General features: G+C 39.9%; 15 protein-coding genes. 14 read left to right on the top strand and 1 reads right to left on the bottom strand.

Going from position 1 to position 17,247, the window contains the following annotated elements:
* Positions 1 to 204 precede the first annotated feature (204 nt).
* From rimP to ACEW8U_RS08365, 9 genes are all read left to right on the top strand, one after another.
* Positions 205 to 675: a ribosome maturation factor RimP gene (gene rimP, locus ACEW8U_RS08405; RefSeq protein WP_373521596.1), complete on the top strand. Its 471-nt coding sequence runs from the start codon at positions 205 to 207 to the stop codon at positions 673 to 675.
* A gap of 5 nt (positions 676 to 680) precedes the next feature.
* Complete coding sequence (gene nusA, locus ACEW8U_RS08400; protein ID WP_373521595.1) at positions 681 to 1,928, top strand: transcription termination factor NusA; 1,248 nt, start codon at positions 681 to 683, stop codon at positions 1,926 to 1,928.
* A gap of 65 nt (positions 1,929 to 1,993) precedes the next feature.
* Positions 1,994 to 4,954, top strand: coding sequence for a translation initiation factor IF-2 (gene infB, locus ACEW8U_RS08395; RefSeq protein ID WP_373521594.1), 2,961 nt, complete (start codon positions 1,994 to 1,996; stop codon positions 4,952 to 4,954).
* Between the two features lie 555 nt (positions 4,955 to 5,509).
* Positions 5,510 to 6,055 (top strand): hypothetical protein, encoded by a 546-nt coding sequence (locus ACEW8U_RS08390; RefSeq protein WP_373521593.1) that lies wholly within the window; start codon positions 5,510 to 5,512, stop codon positions 6,053 to 6,055.
* Between the two features lie 272 nt (positions 6,056 to 6,327).
* Positions 6,328 to 7,248, top strand: coding sequence for a transporter (locus tag ACEW8U_RS08385; RefSeq protein ID WP_373521592.1), 921 nt, complete (start codon positions 6,328 to 6,330; stop codon positions 7,246 to 7,248).
* A 12-nt stretch (positions 7,249 to 7,260) separates the two neighbouring features.
* Positions 7,261 to 8,802, top strand: a complete 1,542-nt coding sequence (locus tag ACEW8U_RS08380; protein WP_373521591.1) for a phosphatase PAP2 family protein — start codon at positions 7,261 to 7,263, stop codon at positions 8,800 to 8,802.
* Positions 8,803 to 9,006 (top strand): hypothetical protein, encoded by a 204-nt coding sequence (locus ACEW8U_RS08375; protein ID WP_373521590.1) that lies wholly within the window; start codon positions 8,803 to 8,805, stop codon positions 9,004 to 9,006.
* Entirely contained in the window at positions 9,003 to 9,158 is a 156-nt protein-coding gene (locus tag ACEW8U_RS08370) for a hypothetical protein (protein ID WP_373521589.1), read from the top strand. The genes ACEW8U_RS08375 and ACEW8U_RS08370 overlap by 4 nt, the downstream gene beginning before the upstream one ends.
* Positions 9,159 to 9,172: 14 nt before the next feature.
* Positions 9,173 to 10,288 carry a hypothetical protein gene (locus tag ACEW8U_RS08365; RefSeq protein WP_373521588.1) on the top strand — a complete coding sequence of 372 codons (1,116 nt, stop codon included), beginning with the start codon at positions 9,173 to 9,175 and terminating at the stop codon, positions 10,286 to 10,288.
* 380 nt (positions 10,289 to 10,668) lie between these two features.
* On the opposite strand, the gene ACEW8U_RS08360 is transcribed toward ACEW8U_RS08365, so the two are convergent.
* Positions 10,669 to 12,303, bottom strand: a complete 1,635-nt coding sequence (locus ACEW8U_RS08360) for a carbon starvation protein A (RefSeq protein ID WP_373521587.1) — start codon at positions 12,301 to 12,303, stop codon at positions 10,669 to 10,671.
* Between the two features lie 273 nt (positions 12,304 to 12,576).
* On the opposite strand from ACEW8U_RS08360, the gene accD reads away from it, so the two are divergent.
* The 5 genes from accD to ACEW8U_RS08335 all read left to right on the top strand — a co-directional run bounded on the left by accD (position 12,577) and on the right by ACEW8U_RS08335 (position 17,178).
* Positions 12,577 to 13,419, top strand: coding sequence for an acetyl-CoA carboxylase, carboxyltransferase subunit beta (gene accD, locus ACEW8U_RS08355; RefSeq protein WP_373521586.1), 843 nt, complete (start codon positions 12,577 to 12,579; stop codon positions 13,417 to 13,419).
* A 139-nt stretch (positions 13,420 to 13,558) separates the two neighbouring features.
* Positions 13,559 to 14,863, top strand: a complete 1,305-nt coding sequence (gene nqrF / locus ACEW8U_RS08350; protein ID WP_373521585.1) for an NADH:ubiquinone reductase (Na(+)-transporting) subunit F — start codon at positions 13,559 to 13,561, stop codon at positions 14,861 to 14,863.
* An 88-nt stretch (positions 14,864 to 14,951) separates the two neighbouring features.
* Positions 14,952 to 16,103 carry a formimidoylglutamase gene (locus tag ACEW8U_RS08345; RefSeq protein ID WP_373521584.1) on the top strand — a complete coding sequence of 384 codons (1,152 nt, stop codon included), beginning with the start codon at positions 14,952 to 14,954 and terminating at the stop codon, positions 16,101 to 16,103.
* Entirely contained in the window at positions 16,104 to 16,334 is a 231-nt protein-coding gene (locus tag ACEW8U_RS08340; RefSeq protein WP_373521583.1) for a cytochrome b5 domain-containing protein, read from the top strand.
* A gap of 1 nt (position 16,335) precedes the next feature.
* Positions 16,336 to 17,178, top strand: a complete 843-nt coding sequence (locus ACEW8U_RS08335) for an N-acetylglucosamine kinase (RefSeq protein WP_373521582.1) — start codon at positions 16,336 to 16,338, stop codon at positions 17,176 to 17,178.
* Positions 17,179 to 17,247 lie beyond the last annotated feature (69 nt).

Below are 17,247 nucleotides of genomic sequence, written 5' to 3'. Positions count from 1 at the left end.
TGATTTGATGATAGATAATCGTGTAAATTTAGCAATGCAGCGCAGAACATCTAACGTGGGCGGGCAAAATTATTATCTAATTCCCAATTTATTACAAGTTTCGTGTTTTTTTTTGTGGGAATAATTTTATTAACTTTGCATTGTAATACCAAGCTTAACTGAGGGGACACGAGTCCCCTCTTTCATTTCATAGCCCTGTTGCAAATGAGTCTGAATCATATCCTAGAAGAAATTGTAATCAAACACCTGCCTGATGAAAGTCATTTTCTGGTTGATATACAATTGGTTGATAATGGCAGCAAACCTCAATTGAAAGTACTTATTGATGCCGATCAAGGTATCAGTATAGAGAATTGCGCATTGGTCAGCCGTCTGGTGGGTGAAGAAATTGAAGCAAAAGAACTGTTACCCGAAGCTTATATTTTGGAGATATCTTCTCCAGGTGTTGATTTTCCATTGGGTTCAAAGAGACAATATACCAAAAATATCGGTAGAAATTTAAAATTGACTTTAATCGACGGAAAAGAAACAGAAGGCAAGCTGTTAGAAGTTGGGGTGTCAGAAATCAAGCTTATTACAAAAATTAAAGAAAAAGGTAAAAAAGCCCAGGAACAGGAACTTACTGTACCCTTTGAACAGATTAAGAAATCAATTGTGTTAGTCTCTTTCAAATAAATAAAATGGACGCTAAAGTACTCATAGAATCATTTGCAGAGTTTGCAAAGTCTAAAAACGTGGACCGCCCTACCATGATCCGTATCTTGGAGGATGTCTTTAGGGCGATGATTCGCAAAAAATACGAAACCGATGAAAACTTTGATGTGACTATCAACGCAGACAAAGGTGACCTCGAAATCTTAAGAATCAGGGAAATTGTTGATGACAATTCTGAAGATATTTGGGATTTTGATAAAATCAGCTTAAGTGATGCCCAAAATATCGAACCTGATTTTGAGGTAGGCGAAGAGGTATACGAAAAAATCGAATTGGAGGACTTTGGACGAAGAGCTGTGATGATGGCTAGGCAGACATTGATCCAAAAAATCAAAGATTTGGAAAAAGACCTTCTTTTTAACCAATATGAAGAACTTGTTGGAGAGATTATATCTGCAGAAGTCTATCAGATATTGGGAAGGGAAGCACTTCTGATTGATAGTGAGGGCAATGAGCTTATTCTTCCTAAAGGAGAACAGATTCCCAAAGATCGCTTTAGAAAAGGTGATTCTATCAGGGCTATTGTCCATAAAGTGGAAATGTTCAATGGAAATCCGAAAATTATCCTTTCAAGAACTTCTCCCATATTTTTGGAGAGATTATTTGAAAACGAAGTGCCGGAAGTATTTGATGGTCTGATCACCATCAAGAAAATCGTCAGAGAACCAGGAGAAAGAGCAAAAGTGGCTGTAGAATCTTACGATGACAGAATTGACCCTGTTGGTGCATGCGTAGGTATGAAAGGCAGCCGAATTCATGCCATTGTGCGCGAACTTCAAAATGAAAATATTGACGTCATCAATTATACAGAGAACCTTGACCTTTATGTTTCAAGGGCTTTGAGCCCTGCAAAGGTGACTTCTATCCAAGTTGACAAAGACCATAAAAGAATTTCGGTTTTCTTAAAACCTGATCAGGTTTCCATGGCTATTGGAAAAGGAGGATTCAACATCCGTTTGGCTTCAAGATTAGTGGGATTTGAAATCGATGTGTTCCGGGAATTGAGCGAATACGAAGAGGAAGAAGATGTTGATCTTGAAGAATTTGGAGATGAAATTGACAGTTGGGTAATCGATGAATTGAAAAAAACAGGTTTGGATACTGCAAAAAGTGTATTGACTTTAACCAAAGAAGACCTATTGAGAAGGACTGAATTGGAAGAAGAGACAATAGATGATGTATTCAAAATCTTAAAACAGGAATTTGAACAATAAATAAAGGCCGATTAACCCAATAATTGGCCTATATTTGCGAAAAATTAAGAAAGCGTTTTTAGCGTATGTCAGAAGAAAAAACGATGCGGCTTGGCCAAGCAGCCAGAAAACTCAACGTAGGAATTGCTACGATTGTGGAATCTCTGGCTAAAAAAGGCTTCGAAGTAGAAAATAATCCTAACTCCAAAATCAACCTCGACCAATTTGATATGTTGGCCAAGGAGTTTAAATCCTCTGCACAGGACAAGGAGGAAGCTTCGCACCTTTCTATTGGTAAGCGTCATCATGATACTTTTACCATAGAGGCTGAGTCTGAGGTGAAGGAAGAAAAGAAATCCGAGCCAAAGCCAGAGGCAAAAAAAGAAGAGCAAGTTAAGCCTGCCCCTTCAGTACCTTCGGCAAAAGTTCAAGAAACTGAGGTGGAGAAAGTTTCAGCAGAAGCCCCCAAATTGCAGGGAATAAAAGTTTTGGGGAAAATTGATCTCAATGTTAAAAGAGAGGAACCCAAAAAAGAAGAACCAAAGCCAAAAGAAGTTCCTCCTGTTGCAAAAGTAGAAAAGGTAGAGCAGGAAATAGAAAAACCTGTTATTCAGGTTGATCAACCTAAACCAGAAGAAACCACTAAAAAACCGGTAGAAGAAGCTAAAGTTAAACCTGCTCCTCCCGTGAAAGAGGAGATCAAGCCTGTTGTGGCAGCGGAAAAACCAACTCCAATTAAACCAGTGGAGAAGCCTCCCATATTGGAAGCACTTACCCTAAAACCTGAACCAAAACCGGAAAATAAAGTCATCTCAGCTAAAGCAGATGCTTTAAAAGGTTTAACGGTTCTTGGGAAAATTGAGCTTCCGGAAGACAGATCCAAGAAAAAAGGTAAACCTGTAGCTTCCTCAGACGAAAATGGGAAAGATAAAAAGAAACGACTGCGAAAGCGAATCGATAAAAAACCGGGAACTCCAGGTGCAGGTCCTCAAGGCAGAGGTCCTGAAGGGGATGCCAATAAACCAAAATCCGCAGGGCAAGGTGGAGGACCCAGCCAAGGTGGTCAGCAAAGAGATCGAAAACCACAAGGTGGAGGTGGAACAGGTAGACCAAGACCTGGGCAAGCACCTGCTGGCAGAATTCAAAAAGCTGAACCTACTCAAAAAGAAATACAGGATCAGATCAAGCAGACACTTGCTAGGTTGCAGGGTGGCGGTAAATCCGGTGGTGGTAAATCCAAAAGAAGAGATAAAAGAACTGAAAGAAGCAGAGAAGAAGTTGAAGGAATTGAGGAGTCAAAAATCTTAAGGGTAACAGAATTTATTTCTGCCAACGATTTGGCCTCTTTGATGGATGTTTCTGTCAATCAGGTGATTTCTACTTGTATGTCCTTGGGCATGTTTGTTTCCATCAATCAGAGATTAGATGCAGAAGCCATAACTATTATTGCTGACGAATTTAGTTACGAAGTTGAATTCACCAAGTCGGATGAAGAAGCACAAACGATAGAGGCTATAGATACCCCTGAGGAATTACTTGACCGTGCTCCTATTGTGACCATCATGGGTCACGTCGATCATGGTAAAACTTCATTGCTTGATTATATCAGAAGAGCCAAAGTAACTGCAGATGAAGCGGGTGGTATCACACAGCATATTGGTGCATACGATGTGACTACCAAAGAAGGTGACAAAATAGCCTTTTTGGACACACCAGGACACGAAGCATTTACAGCCATGAGGGCAAGGGGCGCGAAAATAACAGATGTTGCCATCATCGTGATCGCGGCTGATGACAATATCATGCCTCAAACCAAAGAAGCCATCAATCACGCACAGGTTGCAGGTGTTCCAATGATTTTTGCCATCAATAAAATTGATAAACCAAACGCTAACCCCAATAAGATAAAAGAAGAATTGGCAAATATGAATTTGTTGGTGGAAGAATGGGGCGGTAAATACCAGTCTCAGGACATATCCGCAAAGACAGGTTTGGGTATTGAAGAGCTTTTGGAAAAAGTATTGTTGGAAGCAGAAATACTCGAATTGAAAGCCAATCCAGATAAAAATGCTGTTGGAACCGTCGTAGAGGCTTCCTTGGATAAAGGGAGAGGCTATGTGGCCACTGTGATGGTCCAAGCCGGAACATTACGTGTGGGAGATATCATGCTTGCAGGTCCACATCACGGCCGTGTCAAGGCCATGTTTGATCATAAAGGTAAAAAACTGGATAAAGCAGGTCCTTCCACGCCGGTACAGGTACTCGGATTGGCGGGTGCACCCCAGGCAGGCGATACTTTCAAAGTTTATGATTCCGAAAGAGAAGCCAGAGAAATCGCCAATTCAAGGGAACAGATTCTCCGTGAACAAAGCATGCGAACTAAAAAGCATATCACGTTGGACGAAATCGGAAGGAGATTGGCTATTGGAAGCTTCAAGGAACTTAATATCATTATCAAAGGTGATGTGGATGGTTCTGTAGAAGCACTTTCTGATTCCTTACTCAAGCTTTCCAAAGATGAAGTTTCAGTCAATATCATCCACAAGGGTGTCGGACAGATTTCTGAATCAGATGTTTTGCTAGCATCAGCTTCTGATGCGATTATCCTTGGATTCCAGGTAAGACCATCAAGCAATGCCAAAAAGATTGCTGAACAGGAAGAAATTGAAATCAGACATTATTCCATTATCTATGATGCCATCAATCAGATCAAAGATGCCATTGAAGGTATGTTGGAACCTGAATTTGAAGAAATCATCACCGGTAATATTCAGGTAAGGGAAGTATTCAAAATCTCTAAAATCGGAACTGTTGCCGGGTGTTATGTTACAGACGGATTCATTTCACGTAAACATAAAATCCGTGTAGTCAGAGACGGAATCGTCATCCATGACGGTGAAGTCGACCAACTGAAACGTTTCAAAGATGACGTCTCGGAAGTGAAAGCCGGATACGAGTGCGGTATTTCCATCAAGAAATTCAACGACATACTGGTCGACGATACTATTGAAGGATACCATATGCAGGAAATAAAGCGTAAAAAATAAATATGGTTATACGCTTCTTTGCCAGTAACCCAATATTCTATTTCAAACAGGACGGAAGACCGAAGTCGGAAGACAGTTGTACCGGACATTACAGTTTCCTGCCAAGAATTATATCGAATTGCCATTTTAACTGGCATTATTGCGTACATACATAAAACGTAAAAAGGAACGGTAGAAACCCTTCCTTTTTTTATTGCATCATGAAAGATACTTTTTTCTTTTTTTTCCAAATCCTTTTCGGTATTTCAATTGCCTGCCTTATTGTTGGATTAATCCGTCCGGTGTTGGTGTTATGGTTTCTGGATCGGTTCAATAGGTGGAAAGTGATAAAATTATATGGCTTATTGGCAATAATTTCTTTGACAATGTTGTTTATTCTATCACTAATAATTTGATTGAAATTGGATATGTTGGGTAGTCGAAACCATTGCTATTAAAAAATTAAAATATTTGGAAGTCAACTCCATGTGACTCTAATCTTTTTTAAAAATAAAAAAGTGACATTTATCATAATTTAATTTATTAATGTAAATTTCTGACTGAATTCTATTTCAATTGAGAAAGACTGTAGCCATATTCCTTCTTTTTTGCTTCGCATTTTACCATTTCGGGTACTATGTGGCGTATTTTTCATTTAGGCTACGGATAGAAAATCATTGGTCTGAAAAAATCTACAGTGCAAACCAGAGTGAGTTTGAAGAGCGGATCATGGAAATTCCGCTTTCCATTCCATACATGGCCGATGAGGACGAATTCAGGACTACCAACACGAGTTTTCAAAAAGACGGACAATATTATAGGGTCATTAAACAGAGATATATCAACGACACACTGCAGATCGTTTATGTACCTGACAGTGCCAAAAAGAATCTGGACAGCACCATCAAGCAGTGGGTAAGTTCGTTGGTGCAGGATGAATTACCGGATTCTGGAAGCAATACTTTATTGGGCAAAATCTTTGTGAAAGATTATACTGAACCTTTCAATGAATTTGATTTCTCTATCAGAATTACCAATGATAATAAATACAATGGGTTTGTTTTTTTAACTTATCAAAATCAGGACCTTAACCTAACTACCCCACCCCCCGAGTTGGTTTGATTTTTCAGCCGGTCTAGTTTTAATAATTTCTTCTTGGAATACATCCATTGAACAGGTTTACTGAGTTAAATCCAATGTTTTCGATGGGTTTGTTACATTGGATTTATAATAATAATCTGCACTTAGGGTCATTTCTAAAAAAGGAATTATTTATATCAATTGAATTTCTTTCCAACCCCGTCAATCCATTTGGATTATCGGGTTTGGAAAGAAATTCAGACCGGATTTTTCAATATTCAATCAACTTTCTATAATCAATTCTTATAAATCGTATGAAAAAACTATTACCTATAACCTTGGGATTGATGGTATTTTTGACTACCCTATTTAATGCCTTTGGTCAAACTCCCTGGGATGAAGTTATGATGGGGAAAGGGGAAATTTGTGCTGCCCTGATGTATGAGCATTCTTCCTGGAATCAATATTGGGAAGGCAGCTTCCTAAGGGATAATGCCAATATTGGCACTTTTACAAGACAAATGGCCATGCCAATGGTAGCATTGGGGCTTACAAATAAAATCAATGTATTCACCTCCATACCATATATAAACACCAATGCATCAGGTGGTACTCAAGCTGGTCAATCTGGAATTCAGGATTTGAGCATTTCCGTAAAAGTTGACTGGATTCAAAAACAATTGGGTAAGGGTAAACTCTTGTTCCTTACCAATACCCATTTCAGCACACCAGTAGGCACATACCTTTCAGATTATATGCCATTTAGTATTGGGGCTGGAGCTCCCGAACTTGGCATTAGAGTCATTGGTGGATACAAAATGGACAATGGGTTGGTTTTCAGGGGAGGGTTAGCCTACCTCTGGAGAGGCCAATCCAAAATTGAACGGGATTATTATTATGAAAACGGAAGTGTGTATTCACCATTTATGAACGTTCCCAATGCTTTAAATCTTCATGGAGCAATTGGGTATTGGACTTTGGACAATAGGTTAAGAATGGAAGCAACTTTCATGAGTCTGAACTGCCTTTCCGGTGATGATATCCGGTCATACAACAGGCCGCAACCTACCAACAAGATGGAAGTAAGCCAAATTGGAGGCTGGGTACAATATTATATTAATGCTGACCGCGGACTAGGTGGCCTTCTTTATTTCAACCAAGTTATAAGTGGCAGAAATATGGGAAAAGTGACTACAATTGGTGTTGGTCTTACTTATCAGTTTAAAGTTTATTAAGCCTTATCGACTATGAAAAATTTCAAAATATCTTATTTGGGCTTATTTATCCTTTTCGTCACTACAAGTGCCTGTCTGGAAGAAACCCCGAATTATATGGATTTCAATGAATATGAATTTGGCAACCTGGATCAAACCGGAGGTACCTGGAAAACCATACTTGTAAGCAACCCTGAACAAATCAATATTCCACTACCTGAACCAACCAATTCAAGTGCATATCAAGCTGAACTTACTGACCTCAAACTACAAATGGCAGGATTGACACCCACACAAAAGCAGGCTGTCCAGTATTGGACCAGTAATCCTATTTTGAGGTGGAATGAAATAGCCCTTGAATTGGCTGCAAAATATAACCTGATACCAGGCCCAAATGCTGATGGTTCTTATACTTTGCCCAACCCGGCCAACCCTGTTGGCCCACCCTCATTTCCTTTTGCACATCCTCCTTATACGAGTAGGATGTTGGCTTACCTAAGTGTGGCCCAGTATGATGGGCTGGTTGTTGCCTGGCATTACAAATTCCAGTATAACCGTGAAAGTCCATATCATGTTGACGAAAGTATTAAACCAGCGTATCTCCCAAGTACTTTGCCTTCATATCCATCTGATGGTGCCACAGTTGCCAAAGTTTCCAAAGAAATTCTATCTACAATGTTCCCACTGGAAGCATCATTTCTTGACAAAAAATACCAAGAACACATCGCCAGTCTTGTTCATGCCGGTATCAATACCCAAAGTGACATCGAGGCTGGTATAAGTATTGGTTCAGAGGTTGTCACACTGGCAAAACAGCGTGCTTCAACTGATGGCATGTCTAAAGCACAAACTCCGAAACCTGTGTCAGATTCCATAGCAAATGCTGCCTTTGAAAGGTTTGGATGGAAATGGCAAAATACTGAAGTTCCCCAAAGACCTGTTGGGTTGACTCCTCTCTTTGGTCAGGTAAAAATGTGGCATGTGCCGACGGTGGAAGAAGTTAGATCACCGCCTCCCCCAGCACCTGGTTCCTCTCAATTTGAAACAGATGCAGCTGAATTGAAGAAGTTTGCTTCACATATGACCCTAAATCAGAGAAGAATTGCCAATTGGTGGGAAGATGGTATAGGTTCCTATACCCCACCGGGACATTGGAACAAGTTTGCCAAAGAAGCTATTGTGAAGAATAAGTTAAATCCGTTAAGAACTGCAAGGGTTTTTGCCTATATGAATTCCGCCATCATGGATGCCGGCGTGGCATGTTGGGATACTAAATACTATTACCATTACCCCAGGCCGGTGGAGACGATTGCCGGGTTTAAGACGATTCTTGGTACCCCTAATTTCCCTGCCTACACCTCCGGGCACAGTACTTTCTCTGCAGCAGGTGCTGAAGTCTTGGCACATTTCTTCCCCGCTGATGCCGCACAATTCAGAGCATGGGCAGAAGAAGCTGCAATGTCCAGACTATATGGAGGTATTCACTATCGGTTCGATGCAGAAGTAGGTGTCGATCAGGGTAAAAAAGTAGGTAAATTTGCTGTTGACAAGGCCAAAGTGGACGGGGCTCAATAAATGAAAAACAAGTTTCTCATAGGTCTGATTGGTTTGGGCATTTATATCAATGAACAAGCAAAAGCTTACGATTGGAAACAACTTAACTCCAAAAAAATTATCCATGATCAAATTGGCAATTTCCCCGTCTTATTGATCCTTTCAAAGGATGGGCAAAGTTTTGCCGCATTTAAAAGAAGTCATAAGGTCAAGTATTCCATTTGAAAAATGATACACTGATCTCAGATCAGACAACAATTGACTTTACTGGAAAATCCCTGAACAACAATTCAAAGGATCTGGAAAAACTACCGGCCTATCAGGAATTCTGGCATAGCTGGAGGACTTTCCATCCATTAACTGAAATCCATAACTAATTAAAACATTCATTATGAAAAAAAATATACTTATCTCAAGCATCTTGGTTGCTATACTTATCTGCTCCACCACTGAAATCTTTGGCCAGGGCTGTGTAGCCATTCGTCAGTTTTCCGGTATAGGAAATGCCGTAGGCCAAGGAAATGTCCTTGAAAAGGGAGAATGGAACATCAGTTCCAATTACCGTTATTTTAAATCTTTCCGACATTTCAGAGGAAACCACGAAGAACCTGACAGAATCGCCAACAATACCGAAGTGATCAATTGGTCCCACGGTGTGGATTTCAATGTAAGTTATGCGTTTTCTGAACGGGCTTATGGAGTTGTCTCTCTCCCATTCGCCTACAATGAAAGAAGTTCCCTTTATGAACATGGTAGAAATTCAAGGCATATAACTTATTCAGGAGGTTTGGCAGACATGAGAATCGGTGGAGGATATTGGTTGCTTTCCGGGGAAAAAGCCAAACGCGGTAATACGGCAATCGGTATCGGTTTGAAAATCCCTACAGGCGATTACAATGCGCAAAGCACTTTCTACAATGTGGGTCCGGAAGGAAGTCCGGAGGTCCGGCCTGTGGATCAGTCCATACAATTGGGCGATGGGGGATGGGGTCTGATTTTTGACGCTCAAGGAATCTGGAATCTTCCGGGAAATTTCTTTCTATATTATGACGGTTTCTATATGTCCAATCCGAGAAATACCAACGGAACAGTGACGAATAGAAGCCGGCCCAGTGAAGCCATCATGAGCGTTCCGGATCAATACGCCTTCCGAACCGGTCTTTTTAAGCCAGTCACTGCAATCCATGGATTAGGGTTCTCACTGGGAGGTAGGGCTGAAGGTATACCTATACGGGATTTGGTTGGGGAAAGTGATGGATTTAGACGGCCGGGATATATCGTTTCGGTGGAACCTGGATTGAGTTACATGCTGGGGAATTTCACTGCAACGGTAACTGTCCCTGTGGCCTTGATTAGAAACAGGACCAGAAGCCTTACAGATATTATCGAATCCACACCTGATAATTATCGACATGGTGACGCTGCTTTTGCAGATTATTTGATCAATGTCAATCTTGCCTGGAGAATTACCAAAAAAGACAAAGGAGTTTTTAATACCATAGATTGATTAGATCATTCATCCCCGGTCAACACTTTGGGCCGGGGTTGTTTTTTTGAATCTTTGGCCACACAAACTATTGCAAAAGTCTAAACATTTGAGGTCTTTTTTAGACCTCGAAGGTTTTTTTGTTAGACTAAACCTTGAATGAATACTAATGAAATACCAATGATGCTAAATTTTTACCACATAGAGCATAGAGATCACATAGTCTGATCAATACTTTTTTCATAAAATCAAAAGCGAAAGAAGATAAAACTATGAGCTCTATCTATGAGGTTGAAAATAAAAACAAACTTTCGGGGTTTTCAGGATACTAATTCATGCCATGACTCTGAGTCATGGCATGAATATAAGTGGTAATATCATCAAGGTTAAAAAAAACACCTTCAGCTAATCTTCACAGGTTCTTCAATTTCTTTCCTCAGACTTTTAGCAGCCAATACAATTAAAGCAATTGACAGCACAAATAGCAATCCTGCAATCAATGAAAGGACATATACTTTATCCTGATAATTTTTCCAGGCAAACAATCCCAATGAGGTCAATGTGACGGTGAACATAAAAAACATGGGAATCATCACAAAAGTGGCATTGATTTTTTTCCTCATTAACCAAACAGCTATGGTCAATAATGCCAAAGCCGCCAACAACTGATTGGCTGATCCGAAAATTGGCCAAAGTGCCGTAAAACTTCCTGAGGCGAGCAGTAAAATGGACAACAAAACCACAACCATAGTAGATAAATACCTGTTTTGGGATAAGTTGGCTCCAATGGGATTTTTGACATCTTCGAAATACTCCTGAAGGGTGAATCTTGCCAATCGGGTACAGGTGTCCAAAGTAGTCAAGGCAAAAGCTGAAACTGTCAATGCCACAAATCCTATGGCAAAGGATTCAGAAATACCCATTGAAGAAATTATGCTTCCCAAGCCAGTGGCAAATAACGGGACGGGACCCTCCTCTCCCAACCTACCTAAGTATTCTCCTCTACTCAGGACGATAACAGCTCCAACTGAAATAATGGCCAAAAATGACTCGATCAGCATCCCCCCAAATCCTACTATCTTGGCATCACTTTCTTTATCCAACTGTTTGGAAGTGGTGCCTGAAGCAACTAGAGAATGAAACCCACTGATGGCACCACATGCAATGGTGACAAATAAAACCGGAAACAAATAACCAAGATTATCCGCAGTAACATGAATGTCATTGTCCATTTTGATCTCAGGGTTGGCAATGAAAACCCCTACCACAGCGGCAATGATCAGACCGTATAATAAAAAGCTGTTCAAATAGTCCCTGGGTTGCAACAACATTGCCACCGGGGTAACAGATGCAATGAATGCATAGCCCAACAGGATATAAATCCAGATTTGATAATCCAGAACAAACGGCAACTGCATGCCTAAATAAACAAAGTAATACATCAAAACAACTCCAAGGATTGTAATGATCAAAAATGCTTGCTTACTACTCCCGATCAAGCTATTGACCAATCCAAAAGCCACTGCCAATACAATAAACAAAATAGATGCTGAAGCTACTCCTGGATTGTTTACAAAGGTTTTGGCAATGATGTCTGCAAATACCCCGATTACAAGAATAAGCGTGGAAAAACTGAATACAATAAACAATTGCTTTCCTTTCCTGCCAATATTTTTTTCAATGATAAACCCAATCGATTTTCCCTTATTGCGCAACGAGGCGGCCATACTTCCCAAATCATGGACCGCACCAAAAAATATCCCTCCCACAAGGATCCAAATCACCGCAGGAATCCATCCAAAAGTCACCGCAATGATAGGACCCACAATAGGTCCTGCTCCTGCAATAGAAGCGAAATGATGCCCTAAAACTACGATCGGCTTGCTCGGAACATAATCAATACCGTCAGCGTAAGTATGCGAAGGCGCTTTTCTGGAATCATCGAGACCGAATTTTTTATATACATATTTGCCATAGGTGAAATAGGCGGTGGTAAGAATAATGGCTGAAACAACAAGAAGGGCAATAAGACTCATTTTGAGATGGATATGGTTTGGAAAACATGAATTTCAGCTAATTCCTTAAAATAACAAACGAAATTCACAAGTTTGAAAAATTACCTTTGATAATATGCCAATAGGAGCTTTTGACAGCATATCTGAAAAGGATTCATAAATTTCTTTAAGCATATCTACGGAAACAATTTGTACTGAATGAATGAAGTTGAAGTTCAAATTTTATTTAATGGATAATACCTATAAATTTGTAGTCCCTTGAAACGGAAGTTTCATAAATTTAAAATCTAAAATATGGCTTGGTTTAAAAGGACTGATAAAGGAATCAAAACTTCCACGGAAGAAAAGAAAGACACGCCTGATGGTCTTTGGTACAAAACCCCCAATGGAAGCATCATTCACACCCGGGAGCTCAAGAATAATTCTTTCGTCTGCCCAGATGATGAGTACCATGTCAAAATTGGCTCTAAAGAATATTTTGAGATATTGTTTGATGGAAATAATTACACGGAATTGGACCAGAATATGATTTCAGGGGATCCTTTGAAATTTGTTGACACCAAACCGTACAAATCAAGAATTGAGGCGACCATTGCAAAAACTGAATTGAAGGATGCCGTGCGAACAGCAGTTGGGAGAATAAATGAAATGGATCTTGTAATTGCCTGTATGGATTTCAATTTTATCGGAGGTTCTATGGGATCCGTGGTTGGGGAAAAAATCGCTCGGGCAATTGACTATTCTTTAAAAAACAAAATCCCGTTTTTAATGATCTCCAAATCCGGTGGTGCGAGAATGATGGAAGCTGGATTCAGTTTGATGCAAATGGCAAAAACTTCAGCGAAGCTAGCACTACTTGACAAAGCTGCCATACCGTACATCAGTCTTTTGACTGATCCCACCACAGGTGGAGTCACTGCCTCTTATGCCATGCTAGGTGATTTTAACATTGCCGAACCCGGTGCATTGATCGGTTTTGCAGGACCTAGGGTAATCAGGGAAACAATCGGCAAAGATTTGCCAAAAGGTTTCCAAAGTTCCGAATTTGTATTGGAACACGGTTTTTTGGATTTTATCATCGACAGAAGGCAGTTGAAAAATAGATTGACTACACTCTTAAACCTTCTTAGGAATTAATCAGTTATTTGGATAAGGTTGATAAAAGGAAAATGGCAAAATTAAGGTTCTTTTTGGCCGAGGTTATTTATTTATAAATATATTTGTGTTCCCAATATGGGCTCAAATACTGAAAATTAATAGTAAAACAATCATTTAAATGGGTTCAGTAATTATTACATCAATTGTAGCATTCACCATAATCATTCTGCTACTGGTTTTTATCCTCTTGTTTGCCCAATCTAAATTGGTCGCCTCCGGAGATGTCAAAATCATCGTCAACGGAGATGAGAGTAATCCTATTGTCACCTCTGCAGGCTCTACTTTATTAAGTACCCTTGGTAACAAAAAAATCTTTCTTCCATCCGCATGTGGTGGAGGCGGCACCTGTGCCATGTGCAAGTGTGTTGTAGAAGAAGGAGGGGGAGAAGTGCTTCCAACCGAAGTAGGACATCTCAGCCGTGCAGAAAAACAAGGAAATGTAAGATTATCTTGTCAGGTCAAAGTAAAGCAGGACATGAAAATCAGGATTCCGGAAGAAATCTTTGGAATCAAAAAATGGGATTGTGAAGTGGTATCAAATTACAATGTTTCAACCTTCATCAAAGAATTCAAAGTTAAACTTCCCGAGGGAGAAAATTTAGATTTCGAATCAGGTGGATACATCCAAATAGATGTTCCGGTAATTACGGTCAATTTTAAGGGAATGGATATTACTCCTCATCCTGATCTTGGTCATCCCGCTGATGTATATCAAAGTGATTGGGATAAATTCGGCCTTTGGGATCTGACCATGAAAAATGATGAAGAGCTATTCAGAGCTTACTCCATGGCCAATCACCCTGCCGAAGGAAACATTGTTATGCTGACTATTCGTATTGCTACTCCACCTTGGGACAGGGCCAATAACAAGTGGATGGATGTAAACCCTGGTGTTTGTTCTTCTTATGTATTCGGTCGTAAGCCAGGAGATAAAGTAACCATCTCAGGTCCATATGGAGAATTCCACATCAATCCGACCCAAAGGGAAATGATCTATATAGGTGGAGGTGCTGGAATGGCCCCTCTTAGGTCACATATCTTCCACCTATTCCATACTGAAAAAACAGACAGAAAAGTTTCTTATTGGTATGGTGGTCGATCAAAAAAAGAGTTGTTCTACACACCACAATTTAGAGACATTGAAAAGGATTTTCCAAATTTCAATTTTCACATTGGATTGTCAGAACCTCTTCCTGAAGACAACTGGAAATTAAAAAAATCTCTTAATGATAATGAGGGTGATGGTTATATTGGTTTCATTCACCAAGTACTTTATGACAATTATCTGAAAAACCATCCTGAACCAGATGAAGTGGAATATTACCTTTGCGGACCACCTTTGATGAATGCCGCAGTGCTGAAACTTCTCGATGATATGGGAATCCCACAGGAGAATATCCGATTTGATGACTTCGGAGGTTAATTCCTCAAATTGAGTCCCGCAAAAACGGGACTTTTTTATTTCCTGAGATTATTTTTCTTTAATTTTGGGTAGCATTTAAATCCCACCAATGGATATACATCAATTCTTTGAACCTATTCCAGAGTACATCACCTCTCAGCATTACAGCCACAATTCATTTTTTAATTACATCCATTATTTTGGAGATACCTTCCCCGAATTAAAAGGTTTACAGATTGCCATAGTCGGCTTGTCAGAAAAGAGGGGAATGCTTAAAAACGATAGTATCGAAAGAAGTTCATCCGAAATAAGAGAAAAACTTTATCATCTCAAAAAAGGGCATGGATTGTACAAAATAGCAGATTTAGGGGATCTAAAGACTGGAAATACTTTAGAAGATTCCCTACAGGTCATATATTCCGTAGGTGAATTTCTGATCAAAAAACAAATTCTCCCGATTTTCATTGGAGGATCCCATGATTTGGATATTGGTCAATACCTATCATACCAAAGGCTGGACAAACTGGTCTCCTTGCTTACCATTGATGCAAAAATAGACATGGAAGAGGAAGGGCCACCTTCCGAAAGACACTCACAGGACATTATTCTTCATCAACCTAATTTCTTATTTAACTACAGCCATCTGGCTTACCAAAGTTTTCTAACAGATATCGATTTGATCGGAGTTTTGGAGAAGCTACATTTTGACCATGTGCGTATCGGAAACTTGAGGAGCAATTTTAAGGAAATAGAACCCATAATAAGGAACGCTGACTTATTGAGTTTTGATGTCTGTGCCATTCAATCAGCAGACGCCCCCGGTGCTGCCGATGCGCAGCCATTTGGACTGACAGGTGAAGAAGCCTGTCAGATTTGCAGGTTTGCAGGTATGAATGAAAAGCTTTCTTCTATTGGTATCTATGGATACCAACCCTATTTTGATGACAATAGAAACAAGACAGCTGCAATAATCGCCACGATGATTTGGTATTTTATAGAAGGTTTCTATGATAGAAAAGATAGCCTATCCTTCAAAAGCAGCGATTATATTAAATATACCGTATCTTTGGATACACAACCTTCTGTCCTCATCTTCTTCAAAAGCATAAGAAGTGAAAAATGGTGGATGGAAATTCCTCAGGGTGATCAGACAAAATTTGACCGGACTGCCATTATACCTTGTAGCTATCAGGACTATCAAATGGCTCAGTCGGGAGAAATTCCCGAAAGGTGGATAAATGCCCAGCTTAAATTATTCTAAATGAAAGTTTACAGCAGGCAACAACTAGCGCTTAGAAACGGTCAGGACAAACCCGAGATTTGGGTAGCTTATCAGGGTATTATTTATGATGTTTCCAGTTCCAGACTCTGGAAAAACGGAAAGCATTATGAACATTGGGCAGGGCAGGATTTGACGGATGAACTTCCTGATGCCCCACATACAGAGGAAGTATTTCAAAAATTCACACGTATTGGTCAGTTGATGAAATAACATGATACTTATTGCAGATAGTGGTGCCAGCAAAACAGATTGGAGAGTGATCAATAAAAGTGGAGAAATTGGTCAGCATAGGGGAATTGGGTTTAATCCCAATTACCAAACAGCCGAAGAAATGTCCAATGAACTCCAAGATGACTTTTTGTTGGATCTCCGGGATGATGTAGAAGTGATTCATTATTATGGTGCAGGATGCGCTTCTCCCAAAAATAGACTTCAGGTAACCAATGCCCTGAATGGCATCTTCAAAAAAGCAGAAATCAATGTGGACCATGATCTCATGGCGGCAGCAAGGGCTACTTGTGGCCATAACCCAGGAATTGCCTGTATTTTGGGTACGGGATCCAACAGCTGTGACTATGATGGAGAACTAATCATTGATAAAAGACCGGCACCGGGATATATTCTTGGAGATGAAGGAGGCGGAGCTTATATCGGAAGAAAATTTCTTCAGGATTTCATCCATGATGAAATGCCTAAAAAACTGCGAAACCAAGTTTTGGATAAATTTCAACTTGACAATAACCTGATTATTGAAAATGTTTACCAAAGGCCATTCCCAGGACGGTATATGGCCAGTTTTTGCAGATTTATTACAGAACATATCAAGGACCCATACTGTTACATGCTTTACTATGACTCCTTTCAGGATTTTTTCAAAAAGCATGTCATGAAATATGATGATTTTAAACAGAAGCCCGTCAGTTTTGTGGGATCTATTGCCTTCTACAACAGTGACATCCTCAGAAGTGCGGCATATGATCTCGATATACATGTCAATATTATCATAGAAGGCCCGATTGCAGGATTAACCCTATATCACCAAGAATTGCTATGAACACTACAGAAAGCCCATCCCTATACGATAACCTCGAGCAAATGGATATTCATTCATTACTCCAAAACA

The organism is Aquiflexum sp., from assembly GCF_041751335.1.
Classification (GTDB): Bacteria; Bacteroidota; Bacteroidia; order Cytophagales; family Cyclobacteriaceae; genus Aquiflexum.
This window is presented reverse-complemented; position numbering and strand designations above follow the sequence as displayed.

Bases quoted from the DNA above. Each gene is read 5' to 3' on its own strand.
- rimP (WP_373521596.1), top strand. From the start codon at position 205: ATGAGTCTGAATCATATCCTAGAAGAAATTGTAATCAAACACCTGCCT.
- nusA (WP_373521595.1), top strand. From the start codon at position 681: ATGGACGCTAAAGTACTCATAGAATCATTTGCAGAGTTTGCAAAGTCT.
- infB (WP_373521594.1), top strand. From the start codon at position 1,994: ATGTCAGAAGAAAAAACGATGCGGCTTGGCCAAGCAGCCAGAAAACTC.
- ACEW8U_RS08385 (WP_373521592.1), top strand. From the start codon at position 6,328: ATGAAAAAACTATTACCTATAACCTTGGGATTGATGGTATTTTTGACT.
- ACEW8U_RS08380 (WP_373521591.1), top strand. From the start codon at position 7,261: ATGAAAAATTTCAAAATATCTTATTTGGGCTTATTTATCCTTTTCGTC.
- ACEW8U_RS08375 (WP_373521590.1), top strand. From the start codon at position 8,803: ATGAAAAACAAGTTTCTCATAGGTCTGATTGGTTTGGGCATTTATATC.
- ACEW8U_RS08365 (WP_373521588.1), top strand. From the start codon at position 9,173: ATGAAAAAAAATATACTTATCTCAAGCATCTTGGTTGCTATACTTATC.
- ACEW8U_RS08360 (WP_373521587.1), bottom strand. From the start codon at position 12,303: ATGAGTCTTATTGCCCTTCTTGTTGTTTCAGCCATTATTCTTACCACC.
- accD (WP_373521586.1), top strand. From the start codon at position 12,577: ATGGCTTGGTTTAAAAGGACTGATAAAGGAATCAAAACTTCCACGGAA.
- nqrF (WP_373521585.1), top strand. From the start codon at position 13,559: ATGGGTTCAGTAATTATTACATCAATTGTAGCATTCACCATAATCATT.
- ACEW8U_RS08345 (WP_373521584.1), top strand. From the start codon at position 14,952: ATGGATATACATCAATTCTTTGAACCTATTCCAGAGTACATCACCTCT.
- ACEW8U_RS08340 (WP_373521583.1), top strand. From the start codon at position 16,104: ATGAAAGTTTACAGCAGGCAACAACTAGCGCTTAGAAACGGTCAGGAC.
- ACEW8U_RS08335 (WP_373521582.1), top strand. From the start codon at position 16,336: ATGATACTTATTGCAGATAGTGGTGCCAGCAAAACAGATTGGAGAGTG.